Genomic DNA, 20,947 nt, shown 5'->3' with positions numbered 1-20,947 from the left:
CCGTATTGGCTAGACAATGAAGTGGTCAAGTTTCATGCACGAAAACTGCGGGTAACATGGAGTTTAGCGATACCAATGAATGAAATTGTTAAGTTAGATGATTTAGATCGTCAGATACTTCACACCTTGATGAGCGACGCGAAAGTCCCTTACGCGGAGATGGGTAAACGCTTTTCTGTCAGCCCAGCCACGGTTCATGTGCGCGTAGAAAAAATGAAAGCTGCTGGCATTATTACAGGTACGGAAGTACTGGTGAACACCAAAGCGCTTGGCTATGACGTATGTTGTTTTATCGGCATCAATCTCTACGCAGCGCGCGATTACCATTCAGCGATTGAAAAACTGCAGCAATTGGATGAAGTGGTTGAAGCCTATTACACGACAGGGGCTTACAACATTTTTGTTAAGCTGATGTGCCGTTCAATCGAAGAACTGCAATATGTGCTGATCGACAAACTACAAGCGATCGATGAAGTGCAATCAACCGAAACGCTGATCTCGCTGCAAAATCCCATTAAACGGAATGTTGCACCTTAAAGCGAGAAGCGAGAAGCGAGAAGCGAGAAGCGAGAAGCGAGAAGCGAGAAGCGAGAAATTTTAAAGCTCAGAATGAAAAATGCCAGCGTAAGCTGGCATTTTGTCTTTGGAGGGCAAAAAGCACTAATCAGCGCTGTCCTGATTAGGCAGGGCAGGAATGTCCATTTGTTGGTCTTCCGCTAGCCAGCGCGCCACGTCTTTGGCAAAGTAGGTCAAGATGCCGTCTGCGCCTGCACGCTTGAAGCACATGAGCGATTCCATGACGGTCTCACGCTCGTTCAACCAGCCGTTTTGTGCCGCGGCTTTGTGCATCGCATACTCACCAGACACTTGGTAAGCAAACGTCGGCACTTTCAGCTCACTCTTCACGCGACGAACCACATCCAGATACGGCATGCCCGGTTTCACCATGACCATGTCCGCACCCTCGTGAATGTCCATGGCCACTTCGTGAATTGCTTCATCGCTGTTTGCAGGATCCATCTGATAGGTTTTCTTGTTGCCCCCTTTCAGATTTGCCGCTGAACCGACAGCATCACGAAATGGACCGTAGTAAGCAGACGCATACTTGGCAGAATACGCCATGATTTGGGTGTGAATGTAACCCGCCTCTTCAAGCGCTTCGCGGATAGCACCAATGCGACCATCCATCATGTCTGACGGTGCCACGATATCCGCACCCGCTTCAGCATGAGACAGCGCCTGCTGAATCAGTACTTCTGTGGTTTCATCATTCAACACGTAGCCGCCTTCATCCGTCAAACCATCTTGACCAGATAAGGTGTACGGGTCGAGCGCCACATCCGTGATCACGCCCATTTGTGGAACGTGCTCTTTCAGCAAACGCACAGCACGTTGCACAAGACCTTCTGGGTTATGTGCTTCGTTGGCATCTGTTGATTTAAATTCTTTTGGTACAACGGGAAACAGCGCAATTGCTGGCACACCCAAAGTTGCCAAATACTCTGCTTCATACAGCATCAGGTCGATAGACAGACGCTCGATGCCGGGCATGGATTCAATGCTCTCGCGACGGTTTTTTCCCATCAGAATGAACATTGGGTAAATCAGATCGCTCGCGGAAAGTTGGTTTTCAGCCATCAAACGGCGGCTAAAGTCATGCTTGCGCAGTCGGCGCATGCGACGGGCCGGAAACGCGCCCTGAGTGGATACAGTCATGGCATCCTCCTTAATCCAAATGCTTTGAACGCATGATAGCGCTTACAGTCTGAAGAATCGACGACTGTTCTGTGTGGTTATTGTGATCAACTGCTCAGTGTCCTGCTGACGCAATGTCGCGATCTCGTTGGCGATATGTGGCAAGTAACAGGGTTCGTTACGACGTGATTTCGGCTTTGGTGCGAGATCCCGCGGCAGCAAATACGGCGCATCGGTTTCAATCATCAAGCGGTCATCAGGAATCAAAGGCACAATTTCACGTAGCGCTTGCCCGCGTCGTTCATCACAAACCCACCCTGTGATGCCAATATGTAAGCCCAGCTCAAGACACGCTTTCAACTCGTCTTCTGAGCCCGTAAAACAATGTAGAACAGCGCCCGGCAGTTTGCTTATCCATGGCGAAAGAATCGTCATAAAACGCGCATGAGCATCACGACAGTGCAGGAAGACCGGCATGTTAAGTTCTGCGGCCAATGCCAAGTGCGCATCAAAGACAGCTTCTTGCTGCGGTCTTGGTGAAAAATCGCGATTAAAATCCAATCCACATTCACCAACAGCCACAACATGGGGCAAGGATGCTAATTCTCGAACGCTCGGTAAGGATAAATCCTCCACGCTTTTTGCATCATGAGGATGGACGCCTGCGGTGGAATACGCAAATCCCGGATATTGCTCCGCAAGCTTCGCAGCAGCAGGGCTAGATTCGAGATCAGTCCCCGTCAGCACCATGGCAGTGATACCGGCCTCTTGAGAACGAAGGACAACCTCTTCTCGATCGGCATCAAATTGGCTGCTGGTGAGGTTCACTCCAATATCAATCACTGTGTATGTCCTTTATTCAAACGTGGTGTCGGCGGCAATGCCGTGGTGAAACTTCATGGCAACAGATAAAGAAAAAGCCAGTATAAAACTGGCTTTTAGGGATTGAAAACGCTTAGTTCTGACCTTCACTTTCTTCGTCATTGAGCTCTTCACGTGGCTTGTAAAAGCGGGAGAAGAACAAACCAACTTCAAACAGAAAACACATTGGAATCGCCAATAATGTTTGCGAAATGATGTCTGGCGGCGTGAGGAACATGCCCACCACGAATGCCGCAACAATGATGTAAGGGCGCTTGGTGCGTAATTCATCTGGATCTACCGCGCCTGTCCACACCAACAAAATGATGGCAACAGGGATTTCAAACGCGATACCAAAGGCCATGAACAGGGCCAAGATAAAATCCAGATAGCTCGCAATGTCAGTGGCAATTTCGACATCCACGGGGGCAATTGACGTAAAGAAGCCAAACACCAGAGGGAACACAACGAAATAAGCAAAAGACACGCCGCAGTAAAACAGCAGTGAGCTCGACGCTAACAAAGGCATGATTAAGCGCTTCTCATGCTTGTATAAGCCAGGCGCGACAAACGCCCACACTTGGTACAAGATCATAGGAACCGCAACGAATACCGATACCACCAGCGTTAATTTTATTGGCGTAAAGAAGGGCGATGCCACATCTGTCGCAATCATGCTGGTGCCTTCCGGTAAGCGATCGACCAACGGCGCAGAAATAAAGGTGTAAATGTCGTTGGCGAAATACACCAAACCTAAAAAAACCACCAGCACGGCCAACAAAGCACGTAACAGGCGATCTCTTAGTTCGACAAGATGACTAATGAGCGGTTGGGTATCTTCTACAGATGACATAGTTTCTCGACAAAAAACTGGAGCCCGACCAAAAACCGTTATTCGGTTTTATCTTTGGCTGGGCTGGAAGCAGGAGCAGAATCGGTGTTGGCGATAGGTTCACCTGCGTTCTTATTTTCATAAGGTCGCTGCACGTCTTCAGCTGCTTTTTTTAGCTCATCAACAGACTGCTGTAGATCCGGTGACAGGTTTTGCATTCCCATCTGCTCGGCTTTTTTCAGGTTATCTTGCAGCTCTTGAATCTTGAGCTCTTGCTCAAGTTCATCGCGCACAGACCCTGCCATTCTTCGTGCTGCACCAATCCAGCGAGACACATTACGAATAGCCACGGGTAACCTTTCAGGGCCGAGAACCACCAGACCAACAACCGCGATCAGGATCAGCTCCCAAAAACCGATATCAAACACGGATTATGCCTGCTCTTTGTCTTTCGCTTCACTTTTCTGTGCAGTGCTGTCTTTTTCTTCCAGTTTTTCCTGGACAAAATCAGCGTCTTTTTTCTCGTCGTCAGTCATGGCTTTTTTGAAGCCTTTTACTGCTGAGCCGAGGTCACCGCCAATGTTACGCAATTTCTTCGTTCCGAATAAAAGAACTACGATCACTGCGACAATCAGCAGTTGCCAAATACTAATACCACCCATGCTAGTGCTACCTCTGCGTTATGTGGTGTAAAAAAAGTAACAGGAGTCTACGCGCTCAATGCTACAACTTATTTGATATGCCCCAATCTACTTCACGTTGATAGGACAATGGAATCATTTATTAAATGCTCGCCATGCGAATAACCAACTCAACAATGCCGTACCACCAGCAACGTGAGGGAGAAGATCCACGTGATTGCTATACAGTATGGCAGAGGTAACGAGCAATGTAGCACCCACCCCAAGTAAGAAGCGAGCGCGGTTATGCTGTCGGCGTGCCAACATAAACTCTTGGTACATAGCGTCCATGCGTTGGTTTACCTGACGTCCCTGCTTTAAGCTATCGTAAACAAGTTCCGGTAACTCCGGCAGTTTTTCAGCCCAAAATGGTGCTTTTTCTTTAATTGCGTTTATCAACGCTTTTGGACCTAGCTGTCGAGACATCCAGTCTTCAAGGAAAGGTTTGGCGGTATCCCACAAATCGAGTTGCGGATAAAGCTGACGCCCTAGCCCTTCTACATACAACAGGGTTTTCTGCAACAAGACAAGTTGTGGCTGCACTTCCATATTAAAGCGACGCGCGGTGTTAAACAGGTTCAACAGCACATGGCCAAAGGAAATTTCACACAGTGGCTTTTCGAAAATAGGCTCACACACGGTGCGAATCGCAAATTCAAACTCATCCACATTGGTGTCATGCGGCACCCAACCTGAATCAACGTGCAGTTCGGCGACTTTACGGTAGTCTCGATTGAAAAACGCCAAGAAATTCTCTGCAAGGTAGCGTTTGTCTTCACGGTTTAACGTACCAACAATGCCACAGTCCAATCCAATCCATTGTGGGTCTTTAGGGTGGTCATAAGACACGAACACATTGCCCGGGTGCATGTCAGCGTGGAAGAAACTATCACGGAAAACTTGTGTGAAAAATACCTGTACGCCGCGTTCAGCAAGGAGTTTTAAATCGGTTCCGTTTTCTCGTAGGCCTTCCATGTCTGACACTTGAATGCCATAGATGCGCTCAGACACCATCAAGCGTGTACGGCAGTAATCGCTAAAGACTTCCGGCACATAGAGAATATGGTCATTTTCGAAGTTACGACGAAGCTGGATGGCATTGGCCGCTTCACGCATCAAATCGAGCTCATCAAGCAGTGTTTTTTCGTATTCACGCACCACTTCGACCGGCTTTAAACGACGCGCTTCTGGCAAGAAACGGGCGACGATGCGCGCCATGCGGTACATCAGATTAATGTCGGCTTGAATAACAGGAAGGATGTCAGGGCGAATAACTTTGAGCACGACCTCGCGACCATTTTCTTTCAATATCGCGGTGTGCACCTGCGCAATAGATGCAGATGCCAAGGGCGTTTCATCAAAATCATCAAACCAAGTTTCAATAGGCCCACCGAGTGCTTCTTCCATCTGCGATTTCGCCAACTTGCCGTCAAATGGGGCAACCTGGTCTTGCAGCATGGCGAGTTGGTCAGCAATCGCTGGCGGAAACAGATCTCGACGCGTTGACATCATCTGTCCGAACTTTATCCAGACCGGCCCGAGCTCTTGCAATGCCAACCGTAGGCGCTCGCCCAGCACTTTGTCTTCATGACAATTTTTTAGCCAAAACAGCATTTTTCGCATGAGGTGAGGCCCACGCGTAATAGGTTGTTTTGGTAAAAGCTCATCAAGACCGTAATTTAGCTGAACTTTTGTGATTTGGTATAAACGGCGAATTTCGCTGGGTGTCATGCGCTCTCCACCTTAGCGACTACGTTTAGCTTTTGTTCAAACGCATCAATACGTGCTTGAAGACGCGAGGCATGGCTTTGCACATCATCCACTTGGTCAGCGAAATACGCGACTTCCAATGCGCCGGGCGCTAAGCGCCACTCTTCAACCACCAATTCTGCGGCATAACGCTGCTGGCGCTTACCGACATCTTTGAGAAACGCGATGCCTTGTTGTGCCGTTCTCACCACGGTATGTGCAACCACATCACCGGTATAGTGAGACAACCATTCTGCAATGTCTGGGTTTAGCCCATTCAACAAGCTAGAAAAATGCTGAGCAATGTCGATATCACCGTCTAAATGCAGTTTGTCTTGTTTGATCAAACGGGTCAGGTTGGCTTTGTCTTTTAGCTGAGGCAGCACGGAAACCGCAAGCGCAAGCTCGCAATCGGCATCACCTTCAAACGCTGCCAACACATCAACTTGCTGGCTAAACACAAACACCAACTGTTTGTTGATGTCGGTCAGTTTGACGCGCAGCACGTTACCTTTTAGGCGCGCTAAACGGCGTTGACTCTCGCTGTCTTGACGGATCAGCGTATTGATGCTGGTTTCGACAACGGCGGTCACTAACGGATCGAGTGGCATAGCAGCACCTTAGAATTTGTAACCGCGGTGCAAGGCAACAATGCCACCGGTCAGGTTGAAATATTTCGTTTGCTCGAAACCTGCACCTTCCATCATCCCTTTCAAGGTCTCTTGATCTGGGTGCATGCGAATAGACTCTGCAAGATAGCGGTAACTTTCCGCATCGTTAGCAATGAGTTCGCCCATTTTCGGTAACAGGTGGAAGGAGTAGGCGTCGTACACTTTCGACAGTGGTTCTACGATGGGCTTTGAGAATTCCAGCACCAACAAGCGGCCACCGGGTTTCAACACGCGATACATAGAGCGTAATGCTTTGTCTTTGTCGGTGACGTTACGCAAACCAAAACCAATGGTGATGCAGTCAAAATAATCGTCTGGAAATGGCAGTTCTTCGGCGTTGGCTTGCACGTAATTCACGTTGCCAACAATGCCGATGTCACGCAGTTTATCGCGGCCAACATTGAGCATCGAGTTATTGATATCAGCCAAAATCACCTGACCTTTATCACCCACGATGCGGGAAAATTTTGCTGTCAGATCGCCGGTTCCACCAGCCAAGTCCAACACGCGATGACCTGGACGCACACCACTGCAATCGATGGTGAAGCGCTTCCAAATCCGGTGAATACCCATAGACATCACGTCGTTCATGATGTCGTACTTCGCTGCCACATTGTGGAAGACATTTGCCACCATGCTGACTTTGTCTTCTTTGGCGATCGTTTGAAAGCCAAAGTGAGTGGTATTCTGATCCGCGTCTTGCGTCACGCCCTGTGTCGTATCTGTCATCGTAAACCCCTGAGTAATAGCGGACGTGCTAAGAAAATGCCCGTTATTTTTGCTGCTTAGTGTACTTTATACCCACAAAGGCGAAAAGCGGTTCGTGCCGCGGATAAGAGGTCAGGCTTAATCACGAGATGCCGACAAGGCTGGCGCGTCGTCTTCATCGTCTGACGCATCTCTTTTCAGCATCGCCACACTAATATCCCGTTTTACTTCCACACCCAGTGTTTTAAAGCCTTCCGCCTGACGCAATATGTTCCCGCGCCCAGTAGAAAGCTTATTAAGCGCACCTTGGTAACTGTCGGTCGCTTTGTCCAACGCACCGCCCAGCACTTCAATGTCTACGACAAACAAGCGAATTTTGTCATAAAGCTTGGCGGCTTTTTCCGCAATTAAACGGGCATTTTGGTTTTGGTGCTCATATCGCCATAGATTATTGATGGTGCGAAGTGCCACCAGCAAAGTGGTCGGACTCACAAGCATGATATTGTTATCGAGGGCTTCCCGAATCAATGAGGGCTCGGCTTCAAGGGCAATTTGGAACGCTGGCTCAACCGGAATAAACATGAGCACATAATCCAAACTCTGAATGCCGTGAAGCTGATGATAATCTTTACGCCCAAGGCCACGGATATGCCCGCGAATCGCCGCTACATGCTCTCGCAGGGCACTGTCTTTGTCCGCTAAGGTTTCCGCATGGTAGTAACGTTCGTAAGCCACCAGCGCCATTTTGGCGTCGATAACCACGTCTTTCCCTTGGGGTAGACGCACTATCACATCCGGCTGATATCGCTTGCCTTGTTCATTTTCGAGGCTGACCTGCGTTTGGTATTCATGCCCTTCGCGAAGTCCTGACTCTTCCAGCACACGAGCAAGCACCACTTCACCCCAATTTCCTTGCTGCTTATTGTCGCCTTTTAATGCTTGAGTGAGGTTCACCGCTTCTCGGGTCATGTCTTCATTGAGCTTTTGCAGGCTTTTTATTTCATGGATCAGGGTGTGGCGCTCTTTGGCTTGCTCGCCGAAACTGTCAGAAACCTGCTTATGGAAACCTTCTAGTTGGTTTTTCAACGGCCCAAGTAAGCTTTCTAAACTCTGACGGTTCTGCTCATCCACGGTGCGGGTTTTATGGTCAAACACTTTGTTCGCTAAGCTTTCAAACTGAACACGCAGACGCTCTTCCGCACCTTCAAGCAATCGAATTTTTGCATCAGCGGCTTCAAGTTGCTCTTCCGTGCGGGTTTGCTGCTCTCGAAGAGAAAGTTCTAACGCGGCTTTGTGGTCTCGAAGGGTTTCAACGGTGTCAGACAGCTGGTCTTTTTCACTGCGGATGATGTCCATCTGACGCAGTTTTTCGGCCGCGGCAGTCAACTTGCCATATTGATGTCGAAGTTCATTGCTCAATCGGTCACGCTCTAAGTCCATGCCATCGAGCTCACCCTGCAAGGTGCGCGTTTCGGCTTCAAGACGTAAAATAGTGGATTGGCTGATTTTCTCATCGGCTTCTTGTTGCTGCATCATCAGATCGCGAAGGTTTCGCTGTGAGAGTCGATGAAATATTGTGCCAACAATCGCCGTGACTCCAGCGCCTGCTGCAGCCCAAATCATTCCATCCGAAAGCAGGCTTTCTATCTGCATGCGATAACCTTTTAATTTCACGCCATAACCAGTATTGAAGGCTAATAAAGCACTGGATAAATGTCCAGCTTTTCTAATGGTCACCGATTGCTCTAGACTGCATGCTCTCTCTTTCTCAATGGAATGATTCGTCATGAACGACCGCCTTGCGATCGGCTACGGATTGGCTGCGGTGTTGCTGTGGTCAACCGTCGCAACAGCCTTCAAGATCACCCTCACTTACATGGACCCCATCCAAATGCTTGCCGCAGCGAGTGTCGTGTCAGCCCTGTCTCTTGCGGCAATTGCGGCGTGGAAAGGCACACTGAACACGCTCACCGCCACACTGTCGAAGCGCCCACTGTATTATTTGATGCTGGGTTTAATTAACCCACTGGTTTATTACTTGGTGCTTTTTAAAGCCTACGATTTGCTGCCCGCCTCTCAAGCCCAACCCCTTAATTACAGCTGGGCAATTACGCTCACGCTGATGGCGGCCATTTTTATGGGGCAAAAAATCCGTAAACAAGATTGGATTGCTGCGGTACTTGGCTATGCCGGGGTGGTGGTGATTGCCACAAAAGGGGATGTGCTTGCGTTGAATTTTGACAGTCCATTAGGGGTTGGCTTGGCGCTGCTATCCACTTTACTGTGGGCCGGGTATTGGATTCTAAATGCAAAAAACCAAGCCGACCCGGTTATAGGTCTACTGCTTGGTTTTCTTCTGTCACTGCCCTTTTCGATTGGACTGAGCCTTTATACCAGCGATTGGAGCGGCATTCCTTGGCAAGGCTGGTTAGCAGTTAGCTATGTTGGTTTATTCGAAATGGGGATCACGTTCGTGCTTTGGTTAAATGCCATTAAGTTAGCGTCAAATACAGCGCGTATCAGTAATCTCATTTTTATTTCGCCATTTATTTCTTTATTGCTACTTGCCACGATCATAGGCGAACAAATCCATCCAACAACGCTGGTCGGATTGCTAATGATTGTTGCAGGTCTTTTGGTTCAGCAGCGAAAAAGTAAAACGTAGTTCAGGGGAATATTTAATTCTAGCGAGTACGCTGCGCTAAATATTGGCGCAGCTCTTCTGCTGAAATACCATCATTCGCCATCTCTTGTGCAAGCTCTTGTACGCGCTCACCACGACGATCGTGAATCACCTTATTAAACTGATGTACCAGCTCACGCAGGCCGCTGATAGGCACTTGACGTGCTGCTCGCTGAACACGCTCTTCGCTCATACCGCTTAATTCAGTGAGAAGTTTTCCGAACATCATTTTCTCTGGCGATTCTTCAAGCATTTCCAGATGACGTGCTAATTCGATTGTCGACATCGACATAAATTATGACTGCCTATTAGTGTATGTAGGGGTGGAAAGGAAAAGGTTGCACACTAAATATACTCCCTTTGCTTATTAAGCAACAAAAAAATGCCCGCACAATAAGAATTGGCGGGCGAAGATTTGTTATTGGGTTGTCGAGACCCTGCGCTTTTCGCGTCTTATCATTTTGTATTCTTTAACACTTAGTCAGCAGGTTTAGCATTCAGCCGTGTGCCAGCGCTTACCAGCTGATGACCAAAGAACAAATAGGCCTGGTGCTAGTAACAGCATGTGGAAGACCAGCAAGTGCGGCTCACTCAGACCAGCACGCTGTGTCAAACTCACCAAGGTGCCAGCGCCACTCATTTGGAATAAACCCAACAATGCAGCGGCCGTACCTGCGCGCTGACCAAATGGCTCCAGGGCTTTACCTGCGGCTGAACCTAAAATCCACGCAAAACCAAATGAAGACACAATCACTGGCAACATAAATGCCCACGCCTGTTGTGTGCCACTCAATGCCGCCATCAAGCAGCCCGCAAACAACAAGGTCACCATGCCTGCATTCAGTGTTTTACGACTGCCAAATTTTTCGATGACTTTTGGCGCTGTCATTGACGCGAAAATATTGAAGGCCGCATTGGTACCAAACCACAAGGTGAAGGCTTCCATGGATAAGCCAAGTTCCGAAATCAATCTCACGGGTGCCGAGGTGACATACGCAAGAATGACAGACATCGCCAGCAAGCAAAGTACCGCATGGTAAACAAACACAGGCTCTTTAAGCACTTGCCAATAACGCGAAGGGCTTAGTAAGCGACCACTGGTATCGGTATCTGCGGGTCGGGTTTCACGGAACAGCGTCATCACCAACACAAATGCCACAACCGCATACGCCATCATGAAACTGAAATTTGAACGCCAGCCGAACATGTGCGTAAGCCAACTACCGAGAAGTGGCGCAAGCGCAGGAATAAAACAGATAGCACCGTTAAGGTAGCTGATCATTTGGCCGCTTTTTTTCGCACCAAAGCTGTCTCGAACAGCCGCAAATGCACACACAGACGTTGCACTAGCACCAGCACCTTGCAGTAATCGGGCAATTAAGAGTGCGTCGAGTGATTGAGCTACCCATGCCATGCCTGAGCTAACGGCATAAATCGCAATGCCTGCCATAGCAACAGGACGACGGCCAAAGCGATCAGCCAATGGGCCAGCCAAGAGTTGACCCACACCGAGGCTCACCAAGAACCATGAGATGGTGTCTTGAATACGCGTTGGCGCGACATCAAATTCAGTGGCCATTAGCGGCATAGCAGGTAGATAGATATCAATAGCCAGTGGGCTGAAAAGCACCAGCAAGACCATTAACGCAACAAGGCGACTATCAGGTTTTGAAGAAGGGGCGGACATAACGTACTCCTGATTATTTAACGCGGAGTGTAGTCGCATTCAGATATGAACAAAAATGGTTTATATTCAGGTTAGACATGACCATTTGGAATATCATTCAATGAACCTCAACCAGTTGCTTCGTTACGATCTCAGCCTCCTGATTTGCCTCCATGTATTGATCGAAGAATGCAACGTCACGCGCGCAGCACAAAGGTTGAACCTTAGCCAATCCGCGGTAAGTAAGAACCTCGCAAAATTACGTACGCAGTTTGATGACCCACTGTTTAACCGCACTTCGCGAGGGCTTCACCCCACCCCGAAGGCCATTTCTTTAAAGGCAGGACTAAAGAATTTACTTGGCCATATCGAAGGGTTAATAGTGACCGACGAATTCAGTCCAGCAACCAGCGACCGTCGCTTTCATTTTGCCTTGGTTGAAAGCGCGTATCCGTTGTTACTTCCCCGCTTTCTCAGTGAAATTCTTGATGCCGCGCCATCCATCACGTTAGACACAGAAGCATGGGGTCCGCATACCTTTGATGCCATGGCGAGAGGAGACGTCGACTTTGGCATCACAGGGAAAGACCTAAACCCTGCGGATGCCATGCTGACGCTGATGCCACCAAAAGGCATCATCTATGAAGAACTCTATCAAGATCAGCAACGTGTCATCGTAAGAAAAGACCACCCGATCCTTAGTGCTGACTGGAACATGGACATCTATTTGAAACAGCGGCATGTGCAAGTTCGGTGTGATGGCAGTGATCGTTGGTTACTAGACTATAAACTGGCAGAGCGAGGCCTTGAACGGGATATCGCTATGTATGTGCCAGACTTTAATAGTGCGGCAAGCCTTTGTACGCACACCGATCTCGTATTTACTGCCCCTTCACATTTTGCTTATTCGGTCGCCAAACAACTCGACATGATGGTGCTGACGCTTCCAGAACCTCTCCCTCCCATGGCATACACCTTGTTTTGGCATCAAAGCCGACAAAGCGATCCGGGACACCATTGGTTAAGGGAGTTAATTATTTCACGTTGCAGACATATGACAGAAATTGCAGCGGCAGAGGAAAACAGATAGCGTAGAGGTTAAGAAACCACAGGGTTTCAACCCATTTAGAACGTTACGATCATTCAAACAGAGAATAATAGGACGATACATGCACACTACGACTGCTGAACGCGTCGAGGCTTTACGACGTTGGCTAGATGACCAGTCTCTGGACGCGCTGATTATCCCACATGAAGACGAATTTCTTGGCGAATACATCCCAGAACACAACGAACGCCTCCACTGGGTAACAGGATTTACAGGCTCGGCTGGCGCAGCGGTGATCACTCGCAAAAAAGCAGCGATGTTTGTCGATGGTCGCTACACGGTGCAAGTGCGCAAGCAAGTCCCTGCCGATACTTTTGAATACCGCCACCTGATTGAAGAACCTGCACTGCAGTGGCTACTTAATACATTGCCACTTGGCAGCAAAGTGGCCGTGGATCCACGTCTTCACAGCGCCAATTGGTTAGCACAAGCGGAATCAGTAGTAGACGGCTCCCTTGAGCTCATTCGCATCGACAGTAACCCAATCGATACCTTGTGGCATGACCGCCCAGCTCCGTTACTCACTGACGCACGATTGATGGAGAATAACCTTGTAGGTCAAAGCAGTGAAGACAAACGTCACGTCATCGGTCAAGCCCTTTCAACATCAGGTGCAGACGCTGCACTGTTAAGCCAGCTTGATAGTATTTGTTGGCTGCTTAATATCCGCGGCGGCGATGTATCGCGCCTGCCCGTGTTACTTTCAAGCGCATTGATCGAAGCCAACGGCAACGTGACCTTTTTCATCGACCCTGCTCGCCTGCCAAACGCTTTCGCTGCGCATGTTGGAAAGGGTGTTTCCGTTCAAGCACCTGACGCTCTCGAAGCTTCTTTAGCCTCTTTGAGCGGAAAGACAGTCTTGGTTGATCCACAAACAAGCAATGCATGGGCAAGCCAAGTGCTTACCCAACATGGCGCGCACATCGTGCATGCAGCCGATCCCTGCATGTTGCCAAAAGCCGCTAAAAACAGCACTGAAATCGCAGGTATCAAAGCCTGCCATATTCGCGACGGTGTTGCAGTGAGCCGCTTCCTCGCATGGGTCGATGCACAAGTCGCAGCGGGAAGCCTTCCTAATGAGGCCGAGCTTTCTGACACGCTTCTCAGCTTCCGTGAAAAAGATGACACCCTTGCCGATTTGAGCTTTGACACTATCTCTGCCGCGGGCGGAAACGCCGCAATGTGTCATTACAATCACCTAAACCAACCAAAGCCAGGTGATCTTGAGCTCAACAATGTGTATTTGGTGGATTCAGGCGGCCAGTATCCAGATGGCACCACCGACATCACGCGAACCATTGCGATTGGTGAGTGCTCAGACGAAGTGAAAACCGCCTTCACCTTAGTACTGAAAGGCCATATTGCATTGGGTACGGCACGCTTCCCGAAAGGCACCAGTGGCAGCCAATTAGATGCACTTGCCCGTCAACACCTATGGGCGCACGGTTTTGATTACGACCATGGCACAGGCCATGGCGTCGGTCACTTCCTTAGCGTGCATGAAGGCCCTCAACGTATCGCAAAAGCGCCAAACACCGTCGCATTGCTTCCAGGTATGGTGCTGTCTAACGAGCCTGGTTACTACCGCGCAGACGCATTCGGTATTCGCATTGAGAACTTGGAAATCGTCGTGGAAGTGCCAACGAAAGGTGATATGACGGTGCTGGGCTTTGAATCACTGACCCGCGCACCGATTGATCGTCGACTCGTCGATGTTTCTCTACTGACCGATAGCGAGATCACATGGTGGAACGATTACCATCAGAAAGTATGGCAAGACGTGAGTCCGTCTCTCGAGGGTGAAGACTTAGCGTGGCTTAAGCAAGCCACAGTACCTTTGTGACATAAAGTTAACTTTATGCGTGTTGAATAAAAGGCTCCTTCTGGAGCCTTTTCGTTGAGTTGTACTTAACCTGAATACGATGCATCCCAGTCTTTCCAAACCACTTCAAAACCCGCCTGTTTAACAGCCGTTGCGACTTCTCTGGCGCTGCGTTCGTCAGACACGGCAAATTGCTCTAGCTCTTCTTCTTCGTCGGCATATCCACCGGGTTGTGTTTTCGATGCCGCAGACATCGACGTAATACCCAGCGGCAGTACTTTGTCACGAAAATCCGGTGACTCTCGGGTCGATAAGGAAAGCTCAACCTCAGGATTTAACAACCGATAGGCACAGATAAGTTGTACCAATTGGCGGTCTGTCATCACCGACTTAGGCTGAACAGCGCCTTCACAAGGACGTAAACGGGGGAAAGAAATCGAATAACGACTGCGCCAATAGGTGCGCTCTAAGTAATCAAGATGGTTAGCGACAAAAAAGCAGTCCGTGCGCCATTCATCCAGCCCGATCAATGCGCCAATGCCGATTTTATCTATGCCGGCTCGCGCCAATCGATCCGGCGTATCGAGTCGGTATGCAAAATCCGTTTTGTTCCCGCGAAGATGGTGCTCTGCATAAGTGGCGCGGTTATACGTCTCTTGATAGACCATCACCGCATCCAAACCAAAGCTACGCAACTCGGCATACTCTTGTTCTTCCATTGGCTGAACTTCCATCGCCAAATAGCTAAAGTGCTGCTTAATCGCAGGCACAGCATCACGGAAATACGCCATGCCTACCTTGGTTTGATGTTCACCTGTGACGAGCAAAATACTGTCAAAGTTCATGGCTTTGATAGCATTGCATTCACGCTCTATTTCGCTCATCGACAAGGTTTTGCGTTTAATGCGGTTTTCCATCGAAAAACCACAATAGGTACAAGCATTGGCACATAGATTTGATAGATAAAGCGGTACGTAGAAATTCACCGTATACCCGAAACGACGCCTTGTCGCCGCGGCTGCTTGTTGCGCCATTTGCTCTAGAAAAGGCTCAGCGGCCGGCGATATCAGCGCTTTGAAATCTTCAAGATCGCGTTTCGGCTTCGCCAACGCGCACGACACATCGTTGGCTGTTTTACTGTAAATAGACAGCCGAATGTCGTCCCATTCGAGATCTGCCCATTGCTCTGAAAAACCCATGTCGTCTCCCTATTCTCAAGCAAGCTCATCTAAGAAAGCCGTTAAAGGGCTCGATGCCACCGCGTGTTGTGCTCTACCTGCCAACCCAGCTTCATAGGCCATTCGGCCACTTTCAACCGCCAATTTAAACGCATACGCCATGGCGACAGGGTTTGCTGCGGTGGCGATAGCCGTATTGACGAGCACAGCATCCGCACCTTTTTCCATTGCAAATGCAGCATGAGAAGGTGCGCCTATCCCAGCATCCACCACAACCGGCACTTTTGCTTGATCGATAATGATGTCGAGAAAGTCGCTAGAAACCAGACCCTTATTACTCCCAATTGGCGCACCAAGCGGCATGACAGCAGCGCACCCAACCTCTTCAAGTCGCTTACACAGCACCGGATCTGCATGGCAGTAAGGCAACACAATAAAGCCCTCTTGGACTAACTGTTCGGCAGCCTTGAGCGTTTCAATTGGATCGGGCATCAAATATTTAGGGTCTGGATGAATTTCCAGTTTTAGCCAGTTTGTGCCCAATGCCTCACGCGCTAAACGCGCCGCGAATATTGCCTCTTTTGCAGTTTTGGCACCTGACGTGTTGGGAAGCAAATGGATATCAGAGGCTAAAAGGGGCGCAAGAATGTCATCATCTCGATTTCGAACATCAACACGTTTAAGTGCCATAGTGACCAGTTCTGAACCACTTTTCGCAATGCTTTCTGCCATCACTTTGGTGCTTGAAAACTTGCCTGTTCCCGTAAAAAGGCGAGAAGCGAAAACTTTATCTGCAATTCTCAACATGGTTATCCTCCTGCAATAGCCTGAAAAACAGCAATTTGAAGACCTTCCTCTAATGGCGTGTCTTGCCACTGGTGACGCGGGACAATATCGCCATTAATTGCTACCGCGACAGCATTATCTGGCAGCGACAATTCAGTAATGAGTGCTTTAAGATCGCAAGCATCAATCGTTGTATACGCTTGTTCATTAAGCCAAATATTCATTTATCACCGCCTTCTTTTGAACCTGACAAACTGTACATGCGGGGTCCTGAGGAACGTGCATCATTTGCCAAGATAATGTGAGCCCATCAAGGTGATAAAAGCGCGTTGCAGGTTTCTCTGGCTGGGTCAGGTATTGCAGTGCGACAAGTGCCTGAAAGTTACCAATCACACCAACAACAGGCCCAATAACGCCTGCTGATTGGCAGTTTCGTGTCGTTTCATCATGTTTCGCAGGGAACAAACAGTGGTAGCAAGGTGTCTTCGCACGAGCAAAATCAAACACCATTAACTGACCATTCCAACCGATTGCTGCACCAGAGATAAGGGGCGTTTTCGAGGTAAAACAAGCCTCGTTGATGGCTTGGCGCGTCTCTAGGTTATCGCTGCAATCCAATACCAGATCGGCAAGAGACACTTCCAAAGAAAGCGATTTTCCCGAGAGACGGCGCTCAACAGGTCGACAATGAATACGATGATTCAACGCGCTGAGTTGGGCACTCAGCGCTTTGGCTTTGGGGGTGCCTACATCCGTTTCGCGATAAGCAACCTGACGAGGCAAATTGGAAGATTCGACATCATCATCATCGGCTAATACAAGATGCCCCACCCCTGCTCCGGCAAGATACAGTCCCGCCACGGTCCCTAGCCCGCCACACCCAACAATCAAGACCTTGGCTACCGCGAGTTTTTGTTGAGATTTCTCCCCCCAATCAGCCAGCATGATTTGACGGCTGTATCGATCAAACGCGTCATCAGAGAGCGGTGGAAAGTTCATTTCTCGCCTCCTCTGTCAGAATGTCTGCAAAAGAGTGAAGTGTTGCGGCTAGATCTTCGGATTGAGTGATAGCACGAACGACAGCAATGGCATCAACGCCTGATTGCCATACCTCTGACGCGACAGATAGATCGATACCGCCAATGGCCACGGTCGGAACTTTTCCATTCACAGTCCGTAAATGTGTTTTTAGTTGCTCAATGCCTTGAGGAGGGGTTGGCATCTGCTTGGTAGGGGTAGGAAATATATGTCCAATCGCCAAGTAGCTCGGATTTAAAGATAAGGCTAATTGCAGTTCCTCTGCCGTTCTTGTCGACACACCTAAGCGAATCCCTGCTTTCGCAATGGCATTCAGATCAGCACTTTTTAGATCATCCTGTCCCAAATGTATGCCGTAAGCGCCGGCTGATAAGGCTTTTTCCCAGTGGTCATTAATGAACACCTGTGCGTTATAAAGCTCACCGTACCCAACCGCGTCTTCTATCATTGCTTCGAGATGAGGATGGTTTGGGTCTTTAACCCGAAGCTGCACTGTTCGTACGCCATGCGCCAACAATCTCTTAAGCAGCGCAATGTCATCAACCACAGGGTAAAGAGGGCCTAAGCCCTCCTCCATTTTTTCAAAAGGCTGACTGACGAATACATTCGAAGCCTTCATACCGACTCCTTACGCCTTTTGATGATAAAGTTCGCTGCCTTTCGCAAGAAACTCAGCCGATTTCTGTTTCATGCCTTCAAGTGGATCATCGAGCATTTTCACTTCAATCGCTTCGCCAAGCTCTTGGTTTTTCGCGTACTCACGGACTTCCTGACTGATCTTCATTGAACAGAATTTAGGACCACACATAGAGCAAAAGTGGGCCACTTTGCCGGATTCTTGCGGCAGAGTCTCGTCGTGGTATGCACGTGCAGTTTCTGGGTCTAGCGCTAAATTAAATTGATCTTCCCAACGGAATTCAAAACGCGCTTTCGACAAAGCGTTATCACGGACTTGTGCACCGGGATGGCCTTTCGCAAGGTCAGCGGCATGTGCGCAGAGTTTGTAAGTAATCAAACCGACTTTCACGTCGTCTTTGTTTGGAAGGCCAAGATGCTCTTTAGGCGTAACATAACAAAGCATTGCACAACCAAACCAGCCAATCATTGCTGCGCCAATACCCGACGTGATGTGGTCATAACCAGGTGCAACATCCGTCGTTAGCGGACCAAGCGTATAAAACGGTGCTTCATGACAGTGTTTAAGCTGCTCATCCATGTTCTCTTTGATCATGTGCATTGGCACATGTCCAGGTCCTTCTATCATGACCTGAACATCGTATTCCCACGCAACTTTGGTCAATTCGCCCAAGGTGCGTAACTCTGAGAATTGGGCTTCATCATTCGCATCAGCCACAGAGCCAGGGCGCAGGCCATCACCAAGAGACAGCGCGACATCATATTGAGCACAGATTTCACAGATTTCGCGGAAATGAGTATAAAGAAAACTCTCGGTGTGATGAGCAAGACACCATTTGGCAATGATGGAGCCGCCACGGGACACAATACCCGTTACGCGTTTAGCGGTCATAGGCACATAGCGAAGAAGCACGCCAGCATGAATGGTGAAGTAGTCGACACCTTGCTCGGCTTGCTCAATTAAGGTGTCACGCATAACCTCCCAAGTCAGGTTTTCAGCGACACCATTTACTTTCTCAAGTGCTTGATACATAGGTACTGTACCAATAGGGACCGGGCTATTTCGTAAAATCCACTCTCGCGTTTCGTGAATATTTCGTCCCGTAGAAAGATCCATGACGGTATCGCCACCCCAACGTGTCGACCAGATCAGTTTCTCGGTTTCTTCTTCAATGGATGAACTCACGGAAGAGTTACCAATATTGGCATTAACCTTTACCAGAAAATTTCTACCAATGATCATCGGTTCGGATTCTGGGTGGTTGATATTGGATGGAATGATCGCTCGTCCTTCCGCCACTTCCTTACGTACAAACTCGGGTGTAATCTCTTTAGGTAAATTAGCCCCAAAGTTTTCACCTGGATGCTGGCGGTTTAGTTGCTCATCAGAATACTTAGGACTTCCCATATTCTCACGAATGGCGATGTACTCCATTTCTGGGGTAATGATCCCTTGGCGTGCATAGTGAAGTTGGGTAACACAACGACCTTTTTGAGCTTTTCGAACCGTTGGTAAATGACCAAAACGCAACTCATCTAAAGTGTCATCATCAAGACGGGTCTGCGCGAATTCAGAAGAGACGGTGTCTAACCGTTCAGTATCAGAACGTTCTTCTATCCAACGTTCGCGGAGTTTAGGCAAGCCTGAATAAATATCTATATCGTAATCAGGATCAGTATAAACACCGGACGTGTCATAAACACGAACCGCTTCATTGTCTTCAAATTGAGGATTATCTTTACTGCCACCAATGAGGCTTGGGGCAAGAGAGATTTCACGCATACCTACGCGAATGTCAGGACGAGAGCCTTCTACATGGACTTTTTGAGAATTGGGGAAAGGTTTTACCGACAGGTTATCGATGAAAGCTTTAGCTTCGCTTCTAGATTGTTTACGACTCGACATAGCATTACTCCAAATTTATGTGGGAATAAATGCTTGCCGGATAGGCGCTTCAAGAGTGATATTTGCACATAAATAAACCTATCAAAAAATAGATACACCTACGGCATGTAAGTTTTCTTCTCTTGTTTCCTTCGCAGGTATTAGCCTGATCAGGTTCAACGGATCCCGCTTTCGCAGTCTCAGCCAAATGGCACTCCGACAAGTATCATCGAGCAGTATAGGTAATCGGGTAAACCTTCTCAACCGCAGAAGGTGTGATTAGGCGCGCATTAAAAGCTGAAAACCCGCCCATGCAGCAAAAATACACACCACCACATTGAGTACAACGTTCAGCCCCATCTTCAGCCATTCACCTTGCTGAATCATCAATACATTATCCATTGAGAAAGTGGAAAATGTCGTCAATGCACCTAAGAAACCCAACCCAATAAGATGCTTCCAGGGACCTGGAACAAAGGTTTCTTGTTCTAGAGCAGCAACGAGTAGCCCCATTGCAAGAGATCCAATGACATTGACGGTCAATGTACCAAAGGGAAACCCGCGTCCTAGCAAGACGACACACAGTTCTGAAATAAGGTATCGAGAGCAGGCACCAACAGCACCGCCTAACGCGATAAATGAGAGTAGGACAGCTTGATTCATGGTTCTTGACCGTGATGATGAGAAACAATAGCCGTATGATACGCCTTAAACCTTCGAAGCGCTAAGGAAGGGAGATAAATGCTCTATGTTGGAATAGCTGTCTTTAGGACGAAAAATGTGTCAGGGGTGGAGAGATTCGACCGGGCTGGCGTTCCAGCTCCCAACATCACTTTGAAAAAGTGACAGAAACGAAAAGGCTCCAGCATTTCTGCTGGAGCCTTAAATGTGGCAGGGGTGGAGAGATTCGAACTCCCAACACGCGGATTTGGAATCCGCTGCTCTGCCA

General features: G+C 48.7%; 23 protein-coding genes and 1 riboswitch. Of the genes, 4 read left to right on the top strand and 19 right to left on the bottom strand.

Going from position 1 to position 20,947, the window contains the following annotated elements:
* The first annotated feature begins 75 nt into the window (after window positions 1-75).
* A complete protein-coding gene (gene asnC, locus BM082_RS13275) occupies window positions 76-537 on the top strand; it encodes a transcriptional regulator AsnC (protein WP_017011875.1) in 462 nt (153 codons plus the stop codon).
* A gap of 123 nt (window positions 538-660) precedes the next feature.
* Here asnC and hemB read toward each other — a convergent pair whose 3' ends face one another.
* The 9 genes from hemB to rmuC all read right to left on the bottom strand — a co-directional run bounded on the left by hemB (window position 661) and on the right by rmuC (window position 8,849).
* Window positions 661-1,716 (bottom strand): porphobilinogen synthase, encoded by a 1,056-nt coding sequence (hemB, locus tag BM082_RS13270; protein ID WP_017010925.1) that lies wholly within the window; start codon window positions 1,714-1,716, stop codon window positions 661-663.
* Window positions 1,717-1,758: 42 nt separating this feature from the next.
* On the bottom strand, window positions 1,759-2,538 hold the full coding sequence (gene tatD, locus BM082_RS13265) for a 3'-5' ssDNA/RNA exonuclease TatD (protein ID WP_074927266.1): 780 nt from the start codon (window positions 2,536-2,538) through the stop codon (window positions 1,759-1,761).
* 112 nt (window positions 2,539-2,650) lie between these two features.
* Window positions 2,651-3,409 carry a twin-arginine translocase subunit TatC gene (tatC, locus tag BM082_RS13260; RefSeq protein ID WP_017010922.1) on the bottom strand — a complete coding sequence of 253 codons (759 nt, stop codon included), beginning with the start codon at window positions 3,407-3,409 and terminating at the stop codon, window positions 2,651-2,653.
* 38 nt (window positions 3,410-3,447) lie between these two features.
* Window positions 3,448-3,816 carry a Sec-independent protein translocase protein TatB gene (tatB, locus tag BM082_RS13255; protein WP_017010921.1) on the bottom strand — a complete coding sequence of 123 codons (369 nt, stop codon included), beginning with the start codon at window positions 3,814-3,816 and terminating at the stop codon, window positions 3,448-3,450.
* 3 nt (window positions 3,817-3,819) lie between these two features.
* Window positions 3,820-4,050, bottom strand: a complete 231-nt coding sequence (gene tatA, locus BM082_RS13250; RefSeq protein ID WP_017010919.1) for a Sec-independent protein translocase subunit TatA — start codon at window positions 4,048-4,050, stop codon at window positions 3,820-3,822.
* Between the two features lie 114 nt (window positions 4,051-4,164).
* Complete coding sequence (ubiB, locus tag BM082_RS13245; protein WP_017013244.1) at window positions 4,165-5,799, bottom strand: ubiquinone biosynthesis regulatory protein kinase UbiB; 1,635 nt, start codon at window positions 5,797-5,799, stop codon at window positions 4,165-4,167.
* Window positions 5,796-6,428 carry a ubiquinone biosynthesis accessory factor UbiJ gene (locus BM082_RS13240; protein WP_074927263.1) on the bottom strand — a complete coding sequence of 211 codons (633 nt, stop codon included), beginning with the start codon at window positions 6,426-6,428 and terminating at the stop codon, window positions 5,796-5,798. Before BM082_RS13240 ends, ubiB begins: the two co-directional genes overlap by 4 nt.
* Window positions 6,429-6,437: 9 nt before the next feature.
* On the bottom strand, window positions 6,438-7,217 hold the full coding sequence (gene ubiE / locus BM082_RS13235; protein ID WP_017010916.1) for a bifunctional demethylmenaquinone methyltransferase/2-methoxy-6-polyprenyl-1,4-benzoquinol methylase UbiE: 780 nt from the start codon (window positions 7,215-7,217) through the stop codon (window positions 6,438-6,440).
* A 117-nt stretch (window positions 7,218-7,334) separates the two neighbouring features.
* Window positions 7,335-8,849 carry a DNA recombination protein RmuC gene (rmuC, locus tag BM082_RS13230; protein ID WP_074927318.1) on the bottom strand — a complete coding sequence of 505 codons (1,515 nt, stop codon included), beginning with the start codon at window positions 8,847-8,849 and terminating at the stop codon, window positions 7,335-7,337.
* 133 nt (window positions 8,850-8,982) lie between these two features.
* Here rmuC and BM082_RS13225 point away from each other — a divergent pair, with 133 nt between their 5' ends.
* Window positions 8,983-9,861, top strand: a complete 879-nt coding sequence (locus tag BM082_RS13225; RefSeq protein WP_017010914.1) for a DMT family transporter — start codon at window positions 8,983-8,985, stop codon at window positions 9,859-9,861.
* Window positions 9,862-9,880: 19 nt separating this feature from the next.
* Here BM082_RS13225 and tsrA read toward each other — a convergent pair whose 3' ends face one another.
* The gene (gene tsrA, locus BM082_RS13220; RefSeq protein WP_017010913.1) at window positions 9,881-10,171 is read right to left on the bottom strand and encodes an H-NS-like global regulator TsrA; all 291 of its coding nucleotides are present in this window, start codon (window positions 10,169-10,171) and stop codon (window positions 9,881-9,883) included.
* 198 nt (window positions 10,172-10,369) lie between these two features.
* The gene (locus BM082_RS13215) at window positions 10,370-11,566 is read right to left on the bottom strand and encodes a multidrug effflux MFS transporter (protein ID WP_074927261.1); all 1,197 of its coding nucleotides are present in this window, start codon (window positions 11,564-11,566) and stop codon (window positions 10,370-10,372) included.
* A gap of 100 nt (window positions 11,567-11,666) precedes the next feature.
* On the opposite strand from BM082_RS13215, the gene BM082_RS13210 reads away from it, so the two are divergent.
* Both BM082_RS13210 and BM082_RS13205 read left to right on the top strand, forming a co-directional pair.
* On the top strand, window positions 11,667-12,635 hold the full coding sequence (locus tag BM082_RS13210; RefSeq protein WP_074927258.1) for a LysR substrate-binding domain-containing protein: 969 nt from the start codon (window positions 11,667-11,669) through the stop codon (window positions 12,633-12,635).
* Between the two features lie 79 nt (window positions 12,636-12,714).
* Window positions 12,715-14,496 (top strand): aminopeptidase P family protein, encoded by a 1,782-nt coding sequence (locus tag BM082_RS13205; RefSeq protein WP_074927256.1) that lies wholly within the window; start codon window positions 12,715-12,717, stop codon window positions 14,494-14,496.
* 65 nt (window positions 14,497-14,561) lie between these two features.
* Here BM082_RS13205 and thiH read toward each other — a convergent pair whose 3' ends face one another.
* The 8 genes from thiH to BM082_RS25180 form a co-directional block, all read right to left on the bottom strand.
* Complete coding sequence (gene thiH / locus BM082_RS13200) at window positions 14,562-15,674, bottom strand: 2-iminoacetate synthase ThiH (RefSeq protein WP_074927253.1); 1,113 nt, start codon at window positions 15,672-15,674, stop codon at window positions 14,562-14,564.
* Between the two features lie 15 nt (window positions 15,675-15,689).
* Window positions 15,690-16,460, bottom strand: a complete 771-nt coding sequence (locus BM082_RS13195; RefSeq protein WP_074927250.1) for a thiazole synthase — start codon at window positions 16,458-16,460, stop codon at window positions 15,690-15,692.
* 2 nt (window positions 16,461-16,462) lie between these two features.
* Window positions 16,463-16,663, bottom strand: a complete 201-nt coding sequence (gene thiS / locus BM082_RS13190; RefSeq protein WP_017013239.1) for a sulfur carrier protein ThiS — start codon at window positions 16,661-16,663, stop codon at window positions 16,463-16,465.
* A complete protein-coding gene (locus BM082_RS13185) occupies window positions 16,647-17,438 on the bottom strand; it encodes a HesA/MoeB/ThiF family protein (RefSeq protein ID WP_074927248.1) in 792 nt (263 codons plus the stop codon). The genes thiS and BM082_RS13185 overlap by 17 nt, the downstream gene beginning before the upstream one ends.
* Window positions 17,416-18,096 (bottom strand): thiamine phosphate synthase, encoded by a 681-nt coding sequence (thiE, locus tag BM082_RS13180; RefSeq protein ID WP_017008310.1) that lies wholly within the window; start codon window positions 18,094-18,096, stop codon window positions 17,416-17,418. Before thiE ends, BM082_RS13185 begins: the two co-directional genes overlap by 23 nt.
* A 9-nt stretch (window positions 18,097-18,105) precedes the next feature.
* Complete coding sequence (thiC, locus tag BM082_RS13175; protein WP_074927245.1) at window positions 18,106-20,019, bottom strand: phosphomethylpyrimidine synthase ThiC; 1,914 nt, start codon at window positions 20,017-20,019, stop codon at window positions 18,106-18,108.
* Between the two features lie 109 nt (window positions 20,020-20,128).
* Window positions 20,129-20,227: riboswitch (TPP riboswitch) on the bottom strand.
* A gap of 50 nt (window positions 20,228-20,277) precedes the next feature.
* A complete protein-coding gene (gene crcB, locus BM082_RS13170) occupies window positions 20,278-20,661 on the bottom strand; it encodes a fluoride efflux transporter CrcB (protein ID WP_074927242.1) in 384 nt (127 codons plus the stop codon).
* Between the two features lie 83 nt (window positions 20,662-20,744).
* Window positions 20,745-20,947: hypothetical protein (locus tag BM082_RS25180; protein ID WP_208862530.1), on the bottom strand; the 203-nt coding region annotated here is incomplete at its 5' end.

It is taken from the genome of Enterovibrio norvegicus DSM 15893, from assembly GCF_900115495.1.
GTDB lineage: Bacteria > Pseudomonadota > Gammaproteobacteria > Enterobacterales > Vibrionaceae > Enterovibrio > Enterovibrio norvegicus.
Note: the sequence above shows the minus strand (reverse complement) of the source record. Positions and strands in the feature narration are given on the sequence as shown.

What these genes read in the sequence shown, in the direction of transcription:
- ubiB (WP_017013244.1), bottom strand. Translation starts at nt 5,799, where the DNA reads ATGACACCCAGCGAAATTCGCCGTTTATACCAAATCACAAAAGTTCAG.
- tatA (WP_017010919.1), bottom strand. Translation starts at nt 4,050, where the DNA reads ATGGGTGGTATTAGTATTTGGCAACTGCTGATTGTCGCAGTGATCGTA.
- BM082_RS13185 (WP_074927248.1), bottom strand. Translation starts at nt 17,438, where the DNA reads ATGAACTTTCCACCGCTCTCTGATGACGCGTTTGATCGATACAGCCGT.
- BM082_RS13205 (WP_074927256.1), top strand. Translation starts at nt 12,715, where the DNA reads ATGCACACTACGACTGCTGAACGCGTCGAGGCTTTACGACGTTGGCTA.
- crcB (WP_074927242.1), bottom strand. Translation starts at nt 20,661, where the DNA reads ATGAATCAAGCTGTCCTACTCTCATTTATCGCGTTAGGCGGTGCTGTT.
- tsrA (WP_017010913.1), bottom strand. Translation starts at nt 10,171, where the DNA reads ATGTCGATGTCGACAATCGAATTAGCACGTCATCTGGAAATGCTTGAA.
- rmuC (WP_074927318.1), bottom strand. Translation starts at nt 8,849, where the DNA reads ATGCAGATAGAAAGCCTGCTTTCGGATGGAATGATTTGGGCTGCAGCA.
- BM082_RS13215 (WP_074927261.1), bottom strand. Translation starts at nt 11,566, where the DNA reads ATGTCCGCCCCTTCTTCAAAACCTGATAGTCGCCTTGTTGCGTTAATG.
- tatC (WP_017010922.1), bottom strand. Translation starts at nt 3,409, where the DNA reads ATGTCATCTGTAGAAGATACCCAACCGCTCATTAGTCATCTTGTCGAA.
- thiS (WP_017013239.1), bottom strand. Translation starts at nt 16,663, where the DNA reads ATGAATATTTGGCTTAATGAACAAGCGTATACAACGATTGATGCTTGC.
- thiE (WP_017008310.1), bottom strand. Translation starts at nt 18,096, where the DNA reads ATGAAGGCTTCGAATGTATTCGTCAGTCAGCCTTTTGAAAAAATGGAG.
- hemB (WP_017010925.1), bottom strand. Translation starts at nt 1,716, where the DNA reads ATGACTGTATCCACTCAGGGCGCGTTTCCGGCCCGTCGCATGCGCCGA.
- BM082_RS13210 (WP_074927258.1), top strand. Translation starts at nt 11,667, where the DNA reads ATGAACCTCAACCAGTTGCTTCGTTACGATCTCAGCCTCCTGATTTGC.
- ubiE (WP_017010916.1), bottom strand. Translation starts at nt 7,217, where the DNA reads ATGACAGATACGACACAGGGCGTGACGCAAGACGCGGATCAGAATACC.
- BM082_RS13240 (WP_074927263.1), bottom strand. Translation starts at nt 6,428, where the DNA reads ATGCCACTCGATCCGTTAGTGACCGCCGTTGTCGAAACCAGCATCAAT.
- BM082_RS13195 (WP_074927250.1), bottom strand. Translation starts at nt 16,460, where the DNA reads ATGTTGAGAATTGCAGATAAAGTTTTCGCTTCTCGCCTTTTTACGGGA.
- thiC (WP_074927245.1), bottom strand. Translation starts at nt 20,019, where the DNA reads ATGTCGAGTCGTAAACAATCTAGAAGCGAAGCTAAAGCTTTCATCGAT.
- asnC (WP_017011875.1), top strand. Translation starts at nt 76, where the DNA reads ATGAATGAAATTGTTAAGTTAGATGATTTAGATCGTCAGATACTTCAC.
- BM082_RS13225 (WP_017010914.1), top strand. Translation starts at nt 8,983, where the DNA reads ATGAACGACCGCCTTGCGATCGGCTACGGATTGGCTGCGGTGTTGCTG.
- thiH (WP_074927253.1), bottom strand. Translation starts at nt 15,674, where the DNA reads ATGGGTTTTTCAGAGCAATGGGCAGATCTCGAATGGGACGACATTCGG.